Annotated in this window: 10 protein-coding genes; 4 read left to right on the plus strand and 6 right to left on the minus strand. The window is 69.2% G+C overall.

Annotated features, from left to right (window positions below; translation table 11 throughout):
- The first annotated feature begins 47 nt into the window (after positions 1-47).
- Both AB0E78_RS25650 and AB0E78_RS25655 read left to right on the plus strand, forming a co-directional pair.
- A complete protein-coding gene (locus AB0E78_RS25650; RefSeq protein ID WP_361836702.1) occupies positions 48-1,004 on the plus strand; it encodes an ABC transporter permease in 957 nt (318 codons plus the stop codon).
- Complete coding sequence (locus AB0E78_RS25655) at positions 997-1,785, plus strand: ABC transporter ATP-binding protein (protein ID WP_361836705.1); 789 nt, start codon at positions 997-999, stop codon at positions 1,783-1,785. The genes AB0E78_RS25650 and AB0E78_RS25655 overlap by 8 nt, the downstream gene beginning before the upstream one ends.
- A gap of 3 nt (positions 1,786-1,788) precedes the next feature.
- On the opposite strand, the gene AB0E78_RS25660 is transcribed toward AB0E78_RS25655, so the two are convergent.
- The 3 genes from AB0E78_RS25660 to AB0E78_RS25670 all read right to left on the minus strand — a co-directional run bounded on the left by AB0E78_RS25660 (position 1,789) and on the right by AB0E78_RS25670 (position 10,950).
- Positions 1,789-2,949 (minus strand): glycosyltransferase, encoded by a 1,161-nt coding sequence (locus AB0E78_RS25660; protein WP_361836708.1) that lies wholly within the window; start codon positions 2,947-2,949, stop codon positions 1,789-1,791.
- Positions 2,946-5,840: a bifunctional glycosyltransferase family 2 protein/CDP-glycerol:glycerophosphate glycerophosphotransferase gene (locus AB0E78_RS25665; RefSeq protein WP_361836711.1), complete on the minus strand. Its 2,895-nt coding sequence runs from the start codon at positions 5,838-5,840 to the stop codon at positions 2,946-2,948. The genes AB0E78_RS25660 and AB0E78_RS25665 overlap by 4 nt, the downstream gene beginning before the upstream one ends.
- Positions 5,841-6,003: 163 nt before the next feature.
- The gene (locus AB0E78_RS25670; RefSeq protein WP_361836714.1) at positions 6,004-10,950 is read right to left on the minus strand and encodes an NAD-glutamate dehydrogenase; all 4,947 of its coding nucleotides are present in this window, start codon (positions 10,948-10,950) and stop codon (positions 6,004-6,006) included.
- 516 nt (positions 10,951-11,466) lie between these two features.
- On the opposite strand from AB0E78_RS25670, the gene AB0E78_RS25675 reads away from it, so the two are divergent.
- Positions 11,467-12,033: a DJ-1/PfpI family protein gene (locus AB0E78_RS25675; protein WP_361836717.1), complete on the plus strand. Its 567-nt coding sequence runs from the start codon at positions 11,467-11,469 to the stop codon at positions 12,031-12,033.
- Positions 12,034-12,039: 6 nt separating this feature from the next.
- On the opposite strand, the gene AB0E78_RS25680 is transcribed toward AB0E78_RS25675, so the two are convergent.
- Together AB0E78_RS25680 and AB0E78_RS25685 are read right to left on the minus strand one after the other, a co-directional pair.
- Positions 12,040-12,720 (minus strand): HAD family hydrolase, encoded by a 681-nt coding sequence (locus AB0E78_RS25680; protein WP_361836719.1) that lies wholly within the window; start codon positions 12,718-12,720, stop codon positions 12,040-12,042.
- Between the two features lie 680 nt (positions 12,721-13,400).
- The gene (locus tag AB0E78_RS25685) at positions 13,401-13,919 is read right to left on the minus strand and encodes a hypothetical protein (RefSeq protein ID WP_361836722.1); all 519 of its coding nucleotides are present in this window, start codon (positions 13,917-13,919) and stop codon (positions 13,401-13,403) included.
- Between the two features lie 403 nt (positions 13,920-14,322).
- On the opposite strand from AB0E78_RS25685, the gene AB0E78_RS25690 reads away from it, so the two are divergent.
- The gene (locus tag AB0E78_RS25690) at positions 14,323-14,790 is read left to right on the plus strand and encodes an Rv3235 family protein (protein ID WP_361836724.1); all 468 of its coding nucleotides are present in this window, start codon (positions 14,323-14,325) and stop codon (positions 14,788-14,790) included.
- Positions 14,791-14,914: 124 nt separating this feature from the next.
- On the opposite strand, the gene secA is transcribed toward AB0E78_RS25690, so the two are convergent.
- Positions 14,915-17,758 carry a preprotein translocase subunit SecA gene (gene secA, locus AB0E78_RS25695; protein ID WP_361836726.1) on the minus strand — a complete coding sequence of 948 codons (2,844 nt, stop codon included), beginning with the start codon at positions 17,756-17,758 and terminating at the stop codon, positions 14,915-14,917.
- Between the last annotated feature and the right edge of the window lie 4 nt (positions 17,759-17,762).

Consider the following 17,762-nt stretch of genomic DNA (forward strand, 5'->3'; position numbering starts at 1 on the left):
CTCGACGTTGCGACGATACGGTCCCGTCCCGACGTATGTGCGCAAGCATGCTCCATGGCTCCCGAGTGAAAGCAGCGGACGTGAGTCAGGTCCTCGACGCTTCATCCAGCCCCACGGTCGCGACGCCCGCCCCGGCCGTCGACGCCGCCGAGCTCGCCGCCCGGCACGGCCTGACCGTCAGCGGCGCGCGTCCCACCCTCTCCGGGTACGTCCGGCAGCTGTGGCAGCGCAGGCACTTCATCACCGCCTTCGCGACCGCCAAGCTCACGGCCCAGTACAGCCAGGCGAAGCTCGGCCAGGTCTGGCAGGTGATGACGCCGCTCCTGAACGCGGCGGTCTACTACTTCATCTTCGGCGTGCTGATGAACACCAAGCACGCCGTCCCCGACTACGTCCCGTTTTTGGTCACCGGCGTCTTCATCTTCACGTTCACGCAGAGCTCGGTGATGGCGGGCACCCGCGCCATCGCGGGCAACCTCGGCCTGGTGCGCGCCCTGCACTTCCCGCGGGCCGCGCTGCCGATCTCGTTCAGCCTCCAGCAGCTCCAGCAGCTCCTGTTCTCCATGGGCGCGCTGGTCGTGATCCTGCTCTGCTTCGGCGTCCCGCCGACCCTGTCCTGGCTCCTGGTGATCCCGGTCCTGCTCCTGCAGTTCACGTTCAACACGGGCCTGGCCCTGGTGATGGCCCGCCTGGGCAGCAGAACGCCGGACATCGCCCAGCTGATGCCGTTCGTGCTGCGTACGTGGATGTACGCGTCCGGGGTGATGTGGAGCATCGACGCGGTCCTCAAGGACCGGCACCTGCCGCACGTCCTGAAGCTCCTCCTGGAGTGCAACCCGGCGGCGATCTACATCGACCTGATGCGCTTCGCGCTCATCGACACGTTCCGGGCCGACCAGCTCCCGCACCACGTCTGGGCATGGGCCCTGGGCTGGGCGCTGCTCGCCGGGATCGGCGGATTCATCTACTTCTGGAAGGCAGAGGAGACGTACGGCCGTGGCTGACACCAGGAACGACAACGCCCCCACCGTCATCGTCGACCAGGTCGACATCGTCTACCGCGTCCACGGCGCCGGCGCCACCGCGGGCCGCGGCAGCGCGACCGCCGCCCTGGGCCGCATCCTGAAGCGGGGCGAGTCCCCCGGCGTACGCAAGGTGCACGCCGTCCGGAAGGTCTCCTTCACCGCCCACAAGGGCGAGGCCATCGGCCTGATCGGCACGAACGGCTCGGGCAAGTCGACCCTCCTGAAGGCGGTCGCGGGGCTCCTGCCCGTCGAGCACGGCCGCATCTTCACCGACGGCCAGCCCTCCCTCCTCGGCGTGAACGCGGCCCTGATGAACGACCTCACCGGCGAGCGCAACGTCCGGCTCGGCGGCCTGGCGATGGGCATGACCCGCGAGCAGGTCCAGGAGCGCTACCAGGACATCGTCGACTTCTCCGGCATCAACGAGAAGGGCGACTTCATCACGCTCCCGATGCGTACGTACTCCTCCGGCATGGCAGCACGTCTCCGCTTCTCCATCGGCTCCGCCAAGGACCACGACGTCCTGCTCATCGACGAGGCCCTGGCGACCGGCGACCGCTCCTTCCAGAAGCGCTCGGAGGCCCGCATCCGCGAGCTGCGCAAGCGCGCGGGCACGGTCTTCCTGGTCAGCCACAACAACAAGTCGATCCGCGACACCTGCGAGCGCGTGCTCTGGCTCGAACACGGCGAGCTGCGCCTGGACGGACCGACGGACGAGGTCCTGAAGGAGTACGAACGCTTCACGGGCGCCAAGAAGTAGCGCTCACCTCTCCAGGAAGAGGAACAACTCCTCCCAGCGTCGTACGACTTCATCCGTCGTGTAGCGCTGGATGTTCACCCTGGCCAGCTCGCCCATCCGGTCCCGCAGCTCCTTGTCGGACATCAACGTGTCCAGCCTGCGGGCCAGTTCGGCCGTGTTGCCGAGCCGCGCGAGCAGCCCGTCCACACCGTCCTGGACGATCTCGTGCACGCCCGGCGCGCAGTCGAAGGCGGCGCACGGCACCGCGGTGGCCATCGCCTCCATCAGGGCGAGCGGGAAACCCTCGCCCCGCGACGACTGCACGAACACCGAGCCGCCCCGCAGCGCCCCCGGCACATCGCTCGTCCGCCCCATCCACTCCACGGAGCCGTCGAGGCCGAGAGACGTGCACTGTTTCTTGAGCATCTCCTCGTCCTCGCCGGAGCCGTAGATCCGCAGCGTCCAGTCCGGGTGCAGCGGCGCGACCTCCGCCCAGGTGTCGAGGAGCATGTCGATGCCCTTCTGGTCGTGCAGGCGGCCGATGCTCGTGACGACCTTCTCCGTGCGCCGCGAGGGCACTTCGGGCATGAACGGCAGCGGGTTCGGCATGAAGGACGCGTTGTCCATGCCCTGCCTGATCCACAGGTCGGCGTCCTCGCGGGTCAGCGCGAGCATCCGGTCGATGTCCTTGTAGTGCTTTCGCACCCGCCCGAAGCGCGAGCAAGCCCGCGAGTAGGCGAACGACTCGTGGCTCATGCCGATGACCAACAGGCCGCTGGTGTCGGCGAGTTCGACCCATTCCATCGCCCACACCTGCGTGACGATGACGACGGCGCCGGGCCCGGCCTGCGCGAACAGCGCGGTCAGTCTGGCGGCCTGCTCGTGCATGCCCTGCTCGCGCCGCGTGCGCAGCCGGTGCTCGGCCACGTTGAGCCGCCCCTTGATGCCGCGCGCCGGTCCGACGCGCGGCGGGTGCTCGTCGTACAGCGTCGTGGTGGGGTACGGCAGGTCGGTGCCGACGTCCTGCGGGACGCCGGGTTCCGTGATGCCGATGACGTGCACGCGATGGCCGCGCTCGCCGAAGAGACGGGCCATCTGGTGGGACCAACTGGTGATCCCGCCCAGCTCGTTGACGCTGTTGGAGACGAAGAAGATGTCCCGCGTCGGATCCGCTGTCTGACTCACTTGGCGCTCCAGTGCGAGAAGAACTGCTCGACGACGCTTCTGGCGGCATCGCCCCGGTCGTACTCACCGAACTCGGCCACGAACCGTGCCCGCGCCGCCGCGTACTCCAGGGCCTGCTCGTCCAGCGCCTTCAGGGCGGCGAACAGCCCGTCCTCGGTCTCGACCACCGGGCCGGGGGCCCGTTCCCGCAGGTCGAAGTAGGTGCCTCGCCCTTCGTGCACGTACTCCTCGTAGTCGTACGTGAAGAACAGCATCGGCCGGTCGAGGAGCGCGTAGTCGAACATCACGGACGAGTAGTCGGTGATCATCGCGTCGGCGAGCTCGTAGAGCGGCGTGACGTCGTGGTGCGCGGAGACGTCGATGACGCGGCCCCGCACGGACGGCGGGAGCACCACGTGGTTCAGGTAGTGCGAGCGCACGAGCAGCACGTACCGGTCGCCGAACTCCTCCGCGAACCGCTCGACGTCGAAGGGCAGTTCAAAGCGTCCGTGCCGGCCGCCGTGCCTGCGGAACGTCGGCGCGTACAGCAGTACCCGCTTGTCCTCGGGGATGCCGAGCTCCGCCGCCAGCGGCCCGCGTGCGCGCACCCCGCTCGCGTCCTCGGCCCGCTTGGCCCGCACCAGCGCGTCGTTGCGCGGATAGCCGACCCGGAGCAGCACCTTCTCCTTGAGGCGCAGGGCCTTCGCCAGCGTCCGCACGTCGTGCTCGGAGCGGATCAGGAAGCGGTCGAAGCGGTCGAGGACCCGCTGCTGCTCGTCCTGCCGCGGCTTGCTGCGCAGCTTCCACGCGGGTTCGTCGAAGCCCATGCGCTTGAGCGCCGACCCGTGCCAGGTCTGGATGTACGTCGTCTCGGGCCGCTTGGTGAGCTTGAGCGGGTAGCTCTGGTTGTCGACCCAGAACTCGGCCTGCGCGAGGGCCCGGAGGTAGGGCAGCGACCAGCGCCGCACCAGCGTCGCGTCCCTCGGGAAGCCCTCCGGACTGCCCGTGTAGGACCACACGGCGTCGAAGTCGAGACCCTGGCGCCGCATCTCCTCGTAGATCGCCCGGGGGCTGTCGCTGTACTGCTTGCCGAGATGGCTCTCGAAGACGACCGTGCCCTTCTTCACGGGCAGGCGGCTGAACACCTCGTCGTACACGCGCAGTCTGCTCTGCCCGGAGGTGACGTCCTTGCGCAGCTTCTTGGCCCTGCGGAAGCCGGACTTGGCAAGCCGCCCCGGCACGCCCTGCGTCCCGCGCGCCACGAGGTCCTGGATCCGGCCGCTCGCCGTCTCCCGCGTGACGAGCCGGAACGCCAGGTGCCCGCGCTGCGAGACCTCGGGCTCCATGTGGTCGGCGACCAGGCGGGTCAGCCGCGGCCGCACCGGAAGCTTGCCCTCGGCGAGCCCCGGGTCGCACGCGGTGAGCCGCGTCCTGGTGCGCACGCCGTCGGCGGTGAGATGCAGGCGCACGTCCCACACGGCGTCGACGACACCGAGCGGGCGCAGGCGCCGCGCGAGGTCGACGGTCGCCTCCCAGACGATGACGTCGCCCTCGTACCGCACGGCGGAGACCGGGAAGCGGAAGGTCTGCAGGCTGCGGCGGCGCGCGCTGAACTCGAGCTCCGCGGTGAGCACGGCGCCCGGGCCGACGATGCCGAGCGGGTTGGTGATGCGGCCCGCCATGCGGACGGTCCCCGCCGACTCCTCGTACCGCGTGAGGACGTTGCGCAGGAACATCTGGTCGAAGCGCTTGCTGTGATAGCCGAGCTCGGTCACGTCCAGGATCCGGCGGCCGAACGGGTCGTCGAGGTGTTCGGCGCACCAGTACACGCGCCCGTTCCGCTCGGCGAGCGGCGAGGAGATCTTGTCGCGGTTGGTGAGGGTGTCGACGGCGGGAAGCAGGTTCTCCCAGTCGCCCCGCTCCAGGAGGTAGGCGCAGATGGCCTGAATGGGCTGCACCTCGTCGTAGGCGGCGCGGTGCAGCCCGCCGAGGTAGCCGCGCGCGAGCCCGGCGAACTCCTGCCGGTAGGCGGCGTCGCGGAACGGCAGGTCGCGCAGGTGGAGCACCAGGTCGTGCTTGAGGAACTTGATGTCCTTGGCGAGCCGCAGCTCGTCGAGGCCGCGCTCCGCGAGCAGCACGTCGATCCGGCGGTGGATCTCCATGCGGTGCTCGAAGTTGGTCATCTCGTGGCGCCGGTTGGTCACGGACTTCGCGGCGTCGGCGGCGCGCTCGTGGACGTGCCAGTAGTAGACCTGGTTGGGGATGAGGGTGATGCGCCCGGCGGCGAGGTAGGCCTCGGCGATGAACATGAGGTCCTCGTAGAACATGCCCTTGGGGAAGCGGAGGGCGTTCTCGACGAGGAAGTCGCGGCGGTAGAGCTTGTTCGTGGAGAGGGTGTCCCAGACGAACAGGTCGGGCAGCTCGGTGACGGACTCCAGGGTGCGGGTCGTGGCGTAGAGCCAGGGGTACCACTGGTCGCGCTTCTTGTTGCGGGTGTCCATGGAAAGACGGACGCAGAGGCCGGAGACGATGTCGGAGCCGTCGCGCTCGGCGGCTTCGAGGAGGTTGCGGCAGGCGTTGCGCTCCAGGACGTCGTCGCTGTCGAGGAACATCACATGGGTGCCGACGGTGTGGCCGATGCCCACGTTGCGGGGTTCGCCGCCGGCGCCGCTGTTCTCCGGCAGCTGGTAGGCCCGCACCCGCTCGGGGTGCTCGGCGGCCAGGCGCTGCGCCGTCCCGTACGAGTCGTCCGTGCTGCAGTCGTCGACGATGACGACCTCGACGCCGCGCAGGGTCTGGTCGAGCACCGACTGAACGGCGGTCGGCAGCCGCTCTGCGTCGTTGTAGACGATCACCACCACGGACACATCGGGTCGCTCTTGTGGCGTCCCCCGCTCACCTATCGCTCCCATGCGTCCCTCCAGTCAGATGCCAGCTCATCCTACTAATTATCTCTAATGCCCGATTGGCGCTCTTCAGGGGGGTGTGATCGGCCTAGTCCCGATACGCGAAAGGGGCGTCCCGGGCCATCAGGCCCGGGACGCCCCCATCGGCGTACGACGGATTACGCGAGGACTACGAGTGGGTCCGCAGCAGCGTCCTCATGGTCCGCATGGCGACCGACAGGTTCGCCAGGTCGAACGCGTCCGAGCTCTGGATCTCGTCCAGCGTCGTCCGCGACCGGCTCAGGATCGCCGCGTTCTTCTCCTCCCATGCCTTGAAGCGCTGCTCGGGAGTGTCCTCGCCGTTCCCGGCGGCCAGCACGTCGGCCGTCAGGGCGGCGTGCGCCGCGTACAGGTCCTCGCGGATCGACGCACGGGCCATCGACTGCCAGCGGTCGGCCCGCGGCAGCTCGATGATGCGGTCCATGAGCTGGGTGATCCGCAGCCGGTCCGCGAGGTCGTAGTAGACCTCGGCGACCGCCATCGGGTCCTTGTCCGTGCGGTCGGCGATCGCCACGATGTCGAGCGAGGGGAAGGCCGAGGAGAACCCGGCCACGCGCTGGGCGAGTTCGTCGGGGACGCCGACGCCCGTCAGCTCGTCGCGGATGCTCTGGTACCACTCCTGGTCGGAGCCGCGCAGCAGCTTCGGCAGCTCGGTCCAGACCTCGGCCACTCCCTCACGGAAGAAGTCGATGGTCTCGGCGAGCTGGAGCGGCTGCGGCCGGTTGTTGAGCAGCCAGCGCGTGCCGCGCTCGACGAGGCGGCGCGAGTGCAGCCGGATGCGCGTCTGGACGTCGGCGGCCACCACGTTGTCGAGCGCCTCGACCGCGTCCCAGACCTTGCTCAGACCGAAGATCTCGCGGGCCGCGAGCTGCGCCCGCACGATCTCCTCGAGCGAGGCTCCCGTCTCCTCGCGGAGGCGGTGCAGGAACGTCGAACCACCCGTGTTCACCGTGTCGTTGACGAGCACCGTGGTGACGATCTCGCGGCGCAGCGCGTGCCCGTCGACCTGCTCGGGGAACTTCTCCCGCAGGGCCTCGGGGAAGTACGCGTGCAGCAGCCCGCGCAGGTAGTCGTCGTCCGGGAGCGTCGTCTGGATCAGCTCGTCGGCCGCCGTGATCTTCGTGTACGCGAGGAGCACGGCGAGCTCGGGCTGGCTGAGCCCGCGGCCCGAGCTCAGGAGCTCACGGATCTGCCGGTCGGTCGGCAGGAACTCCAGACCACGGTCCAGGTGACCGTCACGGCCCAGGCGGCGCATGAAGCGCTGGTGGGCGTGGAGCAGGGACGGGGACTGGAAGACCGCGTTCGACAGGGCGGTGTTCTGCGCGTAGTTGTTGCGCAGGACCAGGGTCCCGACCTCGTCCGTCATCGCGGCGAGGAACTTGTTGCGCTGCTTGACGGTCATGTCGCCGTTCGCGACGACCGCGTTGAGCAGGATCTTGATGTTCACCTCGTGGTCGGAGGTGTCCACGCCCGCGCTGTTGTCGATGGCGTCGGTGTTGATGTGCCCACCGGACCGCGCGAACTCGATGCGGCCGAGCTGCGTCAGACCGAGGTTGCCGCCCTCGCCGACGACCTTGACGCGCAGGTCGGCGCCGTTGACGCGGATCGCGTCGTTCGCCTTGTCGCCGACGTCGCTGTTCGACTCGGCCGACGACTTCACGTACGTACCGATGCCGCCGTTCCACAGCAGGTCCACCGGGGCCTGCAGGATCGCCTTCATCAGGTCGGCCGGGGTCATCTTCGCGACGCCCGTCTCGATGCCGAGTGCCTCGCGGATGTGGGCGTTCAGCTGGATCGCCTTGGCGCTGCGGGGGAAGATCCCGCCGCCCGCGGAGAGCAGCTCCTTGTTGTAGTCGGCCCAGGAGCTGCGCGGCAGCTCGAAGAGACGACGGCGCTCCGCGTACGAGGTCGCGGCGTCCGGCCGCGGGTCGATGAAGATGTGCCGGTGGTCGAACGCGGCCACCAGGCGGATGTGCTCGGAGAGCAGCATGCCGTTGCCGAACACGTCACCGGACATGTCGCCGACGCCGACGACCGTGAAGTCCTCGGACTGGGTGTCGGTGCCCAGCTCCCGGAAGTGCCGCTTGACGGACTCCCAGGCGCCGCGGGCGGTGATGCCCATGCCCTTGTGGTCGTACCCGGCGGAGCCGCCGGACGCGAAGGCGTCACCGAGCCAGAAGTTGTACGACTCGGCGACCTCGTTCGCGATGTCCGAGAACGTCGCGGTGCCCTTGTCGGCGGCGACCACGAGGTACGTGTCGTCCTCGTCGTGGCGCACGACGTCCGCGGGCGGCACGACCTCACCGGCGACGAGATTGTCGGTGATGTCGAGCAGCGCCGAGATGAACGTCTTGTAGCAGGCCACGCCCTCGGCCAGCCACGCGTCGCGGTCGACGGACGGGTCGGGCAGCTGCTTGGCGACGAAGCCGCCCTTGGCGCCGACGGGCACGATGACGGTGTTCTTCACCATCTGCGCCTTGACCAGACCGAGGATCTCGGTGCGGAAGTCCTCACGCCGGTCGGACCAGCGCAGACCGCCGCGGGCGACCTTGCCGAAGCGCAGGTGGACGCCCTCGACGCGCGGCGAGTACACCCAGATCTCGTACGCCGGACGCGGCGCGGGGAGGTCGGGGATGGCCTGCGGGTCGAACTTCATGGAGATGTAGGTGTGCGGCTTGCCGCCCTCCGCCTCCTGGAAGAAGTTCGTGCGCAGCGTCGCCTTGATGACGGTGAGGAAGGACCGCAGGATCCGGTCCTCGTCCAGGGACGCGACCTGGTCGAGCGCCCCGTCGAGCTCTTCGAGGAGCCCGTCGGTCAGCTCGGTTCCGGCCCGCTGGCGGTCCGGGGACATCCGCGCCTCGAAGAGCGAGACGAGAAGCCGGGTGGTGTGGACGTTGTTGCGGAGGGTGTCCTCCATGTAGTCCTGGCTGAAGGTGGAGCCCGCCTGGCGCAGGTACTTGGCGTAGGCGCGGAGCACCATCGCCTGACGCCAGTTGAGCCCGGCCCGCAGGACCAGCGAGTTGAAGCCGTCGACCTCGGCCTCGCCCGTCCAGGCGGCGGCGAAGGCCTCCTGGAAGCGCTCGCGGCCGTCGTCGCCCAAGTAGTCGCCGTTGCCGTTCTGCGGCTTGGGCATGCGCAGCCCGAAGTCGTAGATCCAGGCGTTCGTACGGTCCGTGCAGCGCAGCTCGTAGGGGCGCTCGTCGGTGACCTCGACGCCCAGGCGCTGGAGGACCGGCAGGACCGCGGAGAGCGAGACCTGGCCGCCCGAGCGGTAGATCTTGAAGCGGCGCTCGCCGGGGGCGGCGCCCACCGGCTCGTACAGGCTGAGCGCGAAGTCCTCGCGGCCGTGCTTGAGCTGCTCCAGGTGCTGGAGGTCGGCGACGGCGGCACGCGGCGTGTGGTCCGCCTTGTAGCCCTCGGGGAAGGCGCCCGAGTAGCGGCGCAGCAGTTCGGCGGCGCGCTCCTCGCCGCACTCGGCGGTCAGCGCCTCGGCGAAGCCGTCGGCCCAGGAGCGGGCGGCCTCCACGAGCCGTGCCTCGATGCGGTCGGTGTCGGCGTCGGTGAGCTGCGGAAGCCCGCCGCCCGGCGCGACACGGACCACGAAGTGCAGCCGGGAGAGGATCGACTCGGTGTTCCAGGCGGTGAAGTCGACGCTGTCGCCGCCGAGCTCCTCCTTGAGGATGTCGATGATCCGCAGCCGCACGCCGGTGGTGTAGCGGTCACGCGGCAGGTAGACCAGGGCCGAGTAGTAGCGGCCGTACTCGTCCTTGCGCAGGTACAGCCGCAGCCTGCGGCGCTCCTGGAGGTAGAGGACGGACGTGACGATGGACCGCAGCTCGTCGGGCGGGGTCTGGAAGAGCTCGTCGCGCGGGTACGTCTCCAGGATCTGCAGCAGGTCGCGGCCGTCGTGGCTGTTGGGCGAGAAGCCCGCGCCCTTGAGGACTTCCTGGACCTTGCGGCGGATGACCGGCACCCGGCGCACGGACTCGGTGTACGCGGCGGACGAGAAGAGGCCGAGGAAGCGGCGCTCCCCGATGACGTTGCCGTGGGCGTCGAACTTCTTCACGCCCACGTAGTCGAGATAGCTGGGCCGGTGCACGGTGGCACGGCTGTTGGCCTTGGTGAGCACCAGGAGCTTGTGCTCACGGGCCTTCGCGCGCGCGTCCGCGGGCAGCCGGCTGAAGGAGGGGCTGACCGGATGGTCCTCCTCCCCGTCGTGCTGCGGGTCGGCGCGCAGGATGCCGAGACCGGTGCCGGGCACCGCGGAGAGCGAGTCGTCGTCCGTCAGGACGTACTCACGGAAGCCGAGGAAGGTGAAGTGGTTGTCGGCGAGCCAGCGAAGGAGCTCGCGGGCCTCGTCGACCTCCTGGTCGCGCAGGTCGTCCGCGGTCGGCTCGGTGGGGAGCTCATCGGCGATGCGCAGCGCGGCGTCGCGCATCTTCTCCCAGTCCTCGACGGTCTCGCGTACGTCGGAGAGGACCCTGATCAGATCGGCGCTGATCTGCTTCAGGTCCGCGCGGTCGGTCTCGCGGTCGGTCTCGACGTGGATCCAGGACTCGGTGACCGCGTCGTGCGGGCGCTCCGTGCCGGGGTCGGTGAGGACCTCGAGGAGCTTGCCGGTCAGGTCCCGTCGTACGACGACCTGGGGGTGGATGACGACATGGATGCCGCGGCCCTGCCGCGAGAGCTCATTGGTGACCGAGTCGACCAGGAAGGGCATGTCGTCCGTGACCACCTCGACGACGGTGTGGCTGCACGTCCAGCCGTTCTCCTCGACGGTCGGGGTGTGCACACGGACGTTGGCCGTGCCCTGTGGGCGGTTCTCGGCCAGCCGGTAGTGGGAGAAGGCTGCTCCGAAGACGTCGACCGGGTCACGGTCGGCGAGGTCCTCCGGGGCGGTGTGCAGGTAGTAGCGCTGGAGGAACGCAAGGGCCATGTCCTCGTCAGGAGTGGCCCCGTCGCCCTTCGACCCGGTCGGTGCCCCATGCGGTAGGCGGCCACCGACCGGGCTGTTCTCAGCTACCCGGGCCGCCCTGGTGAGCAGCTCGGCTTTGGCTTCGTCCAGCTTGGTCTGCATTGTCCTCTGACTCCTGTCGCGCGCCGTTGCGTGACGTAGAAGGAAGTGATTCGACGTAACGCCACGACGCGGGGTCTCCGGTCGAAGTCGACGTTATGCCGCGGTGAGAGATGGGCGGGCGGTTATCCGCCATTTTCAGCGGTTTCGCTGACCGATGGCCGGGATGAGTTGGCCGGTCGCACCGCCAAGAAGCGTCAGCGACGTCCCGGGCACGGATGTCCTCCGTGTTCCCCGGGCGCAGGGCGGGGGCGTACACGCCCCCGCGGGATATCGCGCTGATCACGGGTCAAGGCTATCGCCCTCCACCCGGGAGCCGTCATGAGCCGTATGTGTACAAAAGCAGGGGTGGAACTTTGACACTCTGCACAGAGACTTTCGCGCCATCTGTCGGCGACGGACCCCCTCGGCGGACCGGTGGGCCCTCTTGGCAAACCGGACGGGCGGATGCACGTTGAGCGGGACGGACGGACAGCGCACGGCGGACGGACCCGGTCCACGAGTGGGGAGCGAGCACCGATGGCAGCGAAAATCCTGATAGTGACCGGCGACGCGGCGGAGTCACTCGAAGTCCTCTACCCCTACCAGCGGCTGCGCGAGGAGGGGTACGACGTCCACATCGCCGCCCCCGCCCGCAAGAAGCTGCAGTTCGTGGTGCACGACTTCGAGCCGGGCTTCGACACGTTCACGGAGAAGCCGGGCTACACGTGGCCCGCGGACCTCGCCTTCTCCGAAGTCGATCCCGGCCAGTACGCCGCTCTGGTGATCCCGGGCGGCCGGGCCCCGGAGTATCTGCGCAACGACCCGGAGCTCCGCAAGATCCTCAAGTCCTTCTTCGACTCGGACAAGCCGGTCGCCCAGATCTGCCACGGCCCGCTCCTGACCGCGGCGATCGGCGGCCTCAGCGGACGCAGGGTCACGGCGTACCCGGCCCTGGAGCTGGACATGCAGACGGCGGGCGCGACGTTCCAGGACGCGGAGGTGGTGGTCGACGGCACCCTGGTCTCGGCCCGGGCCTGGCCGGACCACTCGGGCTGGATGAGGGAGTTCCTGACGGTGCTACGAGCGAAGGCCCCGGTGGCGTAGAGGCCCCTATGCGGCAGCCAACCGCTCGGCCACGTCCACGGCCTCGGCGAGACTGTCGACCACAGGAACCTCCACCCCCACCGCCTCCAGGCTGGCCCTGCTGTGGGACCCGCCGGTGTAGAGCACGGCCTGCGCCCCCACGTGCGCCGCGGCGACGGCGTCATCGACGGCGTCCCCGATGACGACGATGCGCTCGGCCGCGGCGACGCCCTCCAGAGCGGCCAGGTGCCGCACCATCCGCTCGGCCTTGCCCGCGTGCGAGGTGTCCATGCGCCCGTCGATACGCACGAAGTGCTCCTCGATCCCGTGCCGCCGCACGATCGGCACCAGGTGCTCGTGCGGCGCGAGCGAGAGCAGCGACTGCGTACGCCCGGCCGCGCGCCGCTCCGCGAGCAGCTCGGCGGCGCCTTCGGCGAGCCCGCAGGCCTCGGCACGCGCCCAGTAGTGCTTGTGGAACACGGCGTCCATGACCTGCCACTCGGCGTCCGTGGGCAGCCGCCCCATCAACCGCTCATAGAAGAGCGGGACGGGCACGCAGTACAGATCGCGATACCGCTCCAGCGTGATCGGGTCCAGCCCGATCTCCGCGAACGAGGCGTTCGTCGACTCGATGACCGCATGAATGTCATGCAGAAGCGTGCCGTTCCAGTCCCACACGATATGCGCCCCGCGCTGCAAGGTCCCCATACCGAAACGGTACCCGCCCCCTCCTACCCCCCACTCCAAAACCCCCGCCCCCGACAAGCAGGTCCCCCACGGCCCGCACCCCCTGCCCGCCCACCTTCCCCGGAGAGCCCCCTCCGCCCGAACAAGCCTTTCCCGCCCACCCGCCCACCCACCCGATTGCCCCGCAGCACCCCTGCACGAACAACCGAGCAACAGCCGCCCTACGCACGCGAGGGGCCGTGCCGGTATGTCCGCCCGGAGCACGGCTCGCAGCACTCCGGAACCGAAGAAACCGGGCGGCCACCGGACGATAGCGAGGACGGACATACCGGCACGGCCCCGAACCCACAACCGGTAGAGCCCGTAGCCCGCAAGCACCCGCAGTCGGCATCGAGAGGCGAGGGGACGTGGCGGTATGTCCGCCCGGAGCACGGCTCCCGACACTCCGGAACCGAAGCAACCCCACGTCCACCGGACGATAGCGAGGACGGACATACCGGCGCGGCACCGCACCCACACACGGACAGCCCCGCACCGGCAAACACCCGCAGCCTGCGACGCACGCAAGGGGACGTGCTGGTATGTCCGCCCGGTTCGCGGCACCGGCACGGCACCGCACCCACACCCGGACAGCCCCGCACCGCCCGAAGCCGCACCCGCACCCGCACCCCGCAGAACCGCCCCAGCCCCGCAGGGACCCCTCAGCCGATCAAGCCAGGAATCTCCTGCGTGGCGAACCACAGCAGCTCGTGCTCCTCGACCCCCTCTACAGCGAGCCGCGCCTCCTCGTCCCCCTGATCCGCGGCCCCCATCGCCTCCACCCCCGCAGCGACATCCCCCGCCGCGTCCTCCGCATCCACATGCACGGCCGCGACCTTCTTCAACCCCAGCACCCCGGCAACCCGCACCTCACCCAGCCCACCCGAAGCCGCAGCCCCGTCCGAAGCCGAAGCCTCGCCCCCCTCCAGCCCCCCGTCCGGCACATCCGCAGCCAGCACGACCCGCCGCCGAACCGCCCCCGAGTCCCCCGCGAGCAGCCGCAGCGAGGCAAGAGCCGCGCGGCTCAGAGCCGCGTACTCCAGCTCCTCGGTGTCATCCGTGGCGTACCACTCACGCAGAGCGGGCGTCACCGCATAGGCCGTCAGCGGACCCGGCGCCAGCTCGCCCGCCTTGTACGCCTCCGCGAGACGGCTCAGGGTCAGGGGAACGTAGACGCGCATGACGGCCCGCTTTCACAGTCGGAATCACAGTCGGAACGACAGATCGGAATCACAGATCGGCAGGGCACATCGAAGGGAACATCGAAGGACCCGCAGGGGACGGAACAGGCCCCCAGAATACGTGCGGACGTCCCCCTTCGAGCTGCGCCCCACACCCACCCCCCACGTCACCCCCGGCACCCACCCTTCACCCGGCCCACCCCAACGCCCCCAAGGAATCCCGCACCCCCGACCACCCGGATAGGTGACTCCTCCGGCCCCCACCCCCGGCACCCGCGGCCCCTTGCGACCCCCACCCCGCGCCCCGTACAAGATCTCCGACGGAAGTTACTCCCCGGTACCACCACGGCCGGGACACCGAAGCCGGAGGCGACACGGCATGCACAAGGTGATGACCAAGGTAATGACCAGGCCCCGCACCCGCCCGGTGACCACCCGCCCACCGGCCCGCACGGACCCCCGCCGCCCCTCGGCGGCACGCACCCCCTCGGCGGCACGCACGGCACCACGCACCCCCGCGCGCCCCGTCAGGACCCCGCCCCAGCCCCCTCCGCACCCCACGGAGCTCTTCACGGAGCGCCTGCTCCTGGTGCTCAGCGGCCAGAAGCCGGTCCACTGGGCGGCACGCCACATCGCCCACACCGCCTTCGACGACCTGACCCGCCTCGCCGAGCAGACCCCCCTGAACGTGAACGGCCGGCGCCCCACGATCCACCGGATCGGCCACTACGAACCACGCCCCGGCGTCTACGAGGTCTTCGCGAGGATCGGCGCGGGCCCGGCCCTCAGGGCCCTGGCGTTCCGCCTGCACCTGGGCGAGGACCAGCGCTGGCGCTGCACGGCGGTGGAGGTCGGCAACCGGACCCCGTGAGACCACGAAGAGAGGCCCCGGCCCCGGACAACACGAAGGGCCGGACACAACCCGTGCCCGGCCCTTCGTCAAAGCAACTGCCGCCAACGCCGACTGTCAAAGCCCAGCGCAGCCCAACGCAGCGCTACTTCTTACGGCGACGCCCACCCTTCTGAGCCTTGCGCCGCTCCGCCCGCGTCATCCCGTCCGACTCCGACCGCACACCCGCGTCCTCGGTCTCGAAGTCCCCCTCGTCGACGCCACCCTCGGCGTTCGGCGCCTGGAAGTGGAGACGGTCGGGTCGCTGCGGGGCGTCGAGCCCCTTGGCGCGGATCTCGGGACGGCCACCGCCCGCAGGCACGGCGTCCTTCTTCTGGAGGGAAGCCCCGCCCTCGGCCGAGTCCGTCACCGGAACCTCCTCGACCTGCTGCTCGACCTGGACCTCCAGGTTGAACAGGTAGCCGACGGACTCTTCCTTGATGCCGTCCATCATGGCGTTGAACATGTCGAAGCCCTCGCGCTGGTACTCGACCAGCGGGTCCTTCTGCGCCATGGCACGGAGGCCGATGCCCTCCTGGAGGTAGTCCATCTCGTAGAGGTGCTCGCGCCACTTGCGGTCGAGCACCGAGAGGACGACCCGCCGCTCCAGCTCACGCATGATCTCGGAGCCGAGCTGCTCCTCACGCGCCTCGTACTGCTGGTGGATGTCGTCCTTGATGGAGTCGGAGATGAACTCGGCGGTCAGACCCGCGCGGTCACCCGCGTCCTCCTCCAGCTCCTCGACGGTGACCTTCACCGGGTAGAGCTGCTTGAAGGCGCCCCACAGCCGGTCCAGGTCCCACTCCTCGGCGAAGCCCTCGGCGGTCTCCGCCGCGATGTACGCGTCGATCGTGTCGTCCATGAAGTGCGTGACCTGCTCCTCGAGGTTCTCGCCCTCCAGGACCCGGCGACGCTCGCCGTAGATGACCTCGCGCTGCCGGTTGAGGACCTCGTCGTACTTCAGGACGTTCTTACGCGTCTCGAAGTTCTGCTGCTCGACCTGCGACTGGGCGGACGCGATCGCGCGCGTCACCATCTTGTTCTCGATCGGGACGTCGTCCGGGACGTTCGCCATGGCCATCACGCGCTCGACCATCTGCGCCTTGAAGAGACGCATCAGGTCGTCGCCGAGCGAGAGGTAGAACCGGGACTCGCCGGGGTCGCCCTGACGGCCGGAACGACCGCGCAGCTGGTTGTCGATGCGGCGCGACTCGTGGCGCTCGGTGCCCAGCACGTACAGCCCGCCGAGCTCCTTGACCTCCTCGAACTCCGCCTTCACGGAACGCTCGGCCTTCTCCATGGCGGCGGGCAGCGCCGCGGCCCACTCCTCGACGTGCTCGACGGGGTCGAGGCCGCGCTGGCGCAGCTCCGCCTCGGCGAGGTCGTCGGGGTTGCCGCCGAGCTTGATGTCCGTGCCTCGTCCGGCCATGTTCGTGGCGACGGTGACGGCGCCCTTGCGGCCGGCCTGGGCGATGATCGGCGCCTCACGGTCGTGCTGCTTGGCGTTCAGGACCTCGTGCTGCACCCCGCGCTTGGAGAGCTGCTGGGAGAGGTACTCCGACTTCTCGACGGAGGTCGTGCCGACCAGGATCGGCTGGCCCTGCTCGTGCTTCTCGGCGATGTCGTCGACGACGGCGGCGAACTTGGCTACCTCGGTGCGGTAGATCAGGTCCGACTGGTCGGCGCGGACCATGGGCCGGTTCGTCGGGATCGGCACGACGCCCAGCTTGTAGATCTGGTGGAACTCGGCGGCCTCGGTCATGGCCGTACCGGTCATGCCGCAGAGGCCGGAGACTTCCTTGCCGTCGTGGTCGTGGCGCTTGTAGAGCCGGAAGAAGTTCTGAAGGGTGATCGTGGCCAAGGTCTGGTTCTCGTCCTTGATGTCCACCCCTTCCTTCGCCTCGATCGCCTGGTGCATGCCCTCGTTGTAGCGGCGGCCGGCGAGGATACGGCCGGTGTGCTCGTCGACGATCATGACTTCGCCGTCGATGACGACGTAGTCCTTGTCCTTCTTGAAGAGTTCCTTGGCCTTGATGGCGTTGTTGAGATAACCCACCAGCGGCGTGTTCACCGACTCGTACAGGTTGTCGATGCCCAGCCAGTCCTCGACCTTGGAGACACCGGACTCGTGGATGGCGACGGTGCGCTTCTTCTCGTCGACCTCGTAGTCGCCGGTCTCCTCGATGCCCTTGAGCTGGTTGCCGGGCTCGCCCTTGGTGAGGCGGGTGACCAACTTGGCGAAGTCGCCGTACCACTTGGTGGCCTGGTCGGCGGGGCCGGAGATGATCAGCGGTGTACGGGCCTCGTCCACCAGGATCGAGTCGACCTCGTCGACGATCGCGAAGTTGTGGCCGCGCTGCACCAGTTCGTCCTTCGACCACGCCATGTTGTCGCGCAGGTAGTCGAATCCGAACTCGTTGTTCGTGCCGTACGTGATGTCGCAGGCGTACTGCTCGCGGCGCTGAGCCGGCGTCATGTTGGCGATGATGCAGCCGACGGACAGACCGAGGAACTTGTGGACGCGGCCCATCATCTCGGAGTCGCGCTCGGCCAGGTAGTCGTTGACCGTGATCAGGTGCACGCCCTTGCCCGACAGGGCGTTCAGGTAAGCGGGGAGCGTACCGACGAGGGTCTTGCCCTCACCCGTCTTCATCTCGGCGACGTAGCCGAGGTGCAGCGCGGCGCCGCCCATCATCTGGACGTCGTAGTGCCGCTGGCCGAGGACGCGCTTGGCGGCTTCACGCACCGTGGCGAAGGCCTCGGGGAGGAGGTCGTCAAGGGTCTCGCCGTCGGCGTAACGCTCCTTGTACTCCTCGGTCAGGGCGCGCAGCTCGGCGTCGGAGAGGCTGACGAAGTCCTCTTCGATGGACTTGACCTGGTCCGCGATGCGGTGCAGCTTGCGCAGGATCTTGCCTTCGCCTGCACGCATGATCTTCGAGAGGACGGACACGAGG

This window comes from Streptomyces sp. NPDC032198, from assembly GCF_040636975.1.
In the GTDB taxonomy this organism is placed as follows: domain Bacteria; phylum Actinomycetota; class Actinomycetes; order Streptomycetales; family Streptomycetaceae; genus Streptomyces.

What these genes read in the sequence shown, in the direction of transcription:
- AB0E78_RS25650 (WP_361836702.1), top strand. Translation starts at nt 48, where the DNA reads ATGCTCCATGGCTCCCGAGTGAAAGCAGCGGACGTGAGTCAGGTCCTC.
- AB0E78_RS25665 (WP_361836711.1), bottom strand. Translation starts at nt 5,840, where the DNA reads ATGGGAGCGATAGGTGAGCGGGGGACGCCACAAGAGCGACCCGATGTG.
- AB0E78_RS25670 (WP_361836714.1), bottom strand. Translation starts at nt 10,950, where the DNA reads ATGCAGACCAAGCTGGACGAAGCCAAAGCCGAGCTGCTCACCAGGGCG.
- AB0E78_RS25675 (WP_361836717.1), top strand. Translation starts at nt 11,467, where the DNA reads ATGGCAGCGAAAATCCTGATAGTGACCGGCGACGCGGCGGAGTCACTC.
- AB0E78_RS25680 (WP_361836719.1), bottom strand. Translation starts at nt 12,720, where the DNA reads ATGGGGACCTTGCAGCGCGGGGCGCATATCGTGTGGGACTGGAACGGC.
- AB0E78_RS25685 (WP_361836722.1), bottom strand. Translation starts at nt 13,919, where the DNA reads ATGCGCGTCTACGTTCCCCTGACCCTGAGCCGTCTCGCGGAGGCGTAC.
- AB0E78_RS25690 (WP_361836724.1), top strand. Translation starts at nt 14,323, where the DNA reads ATGACCAGGCCCCGCACCCGCCCGGTGACCACCCGCCCACCGGCCCGC.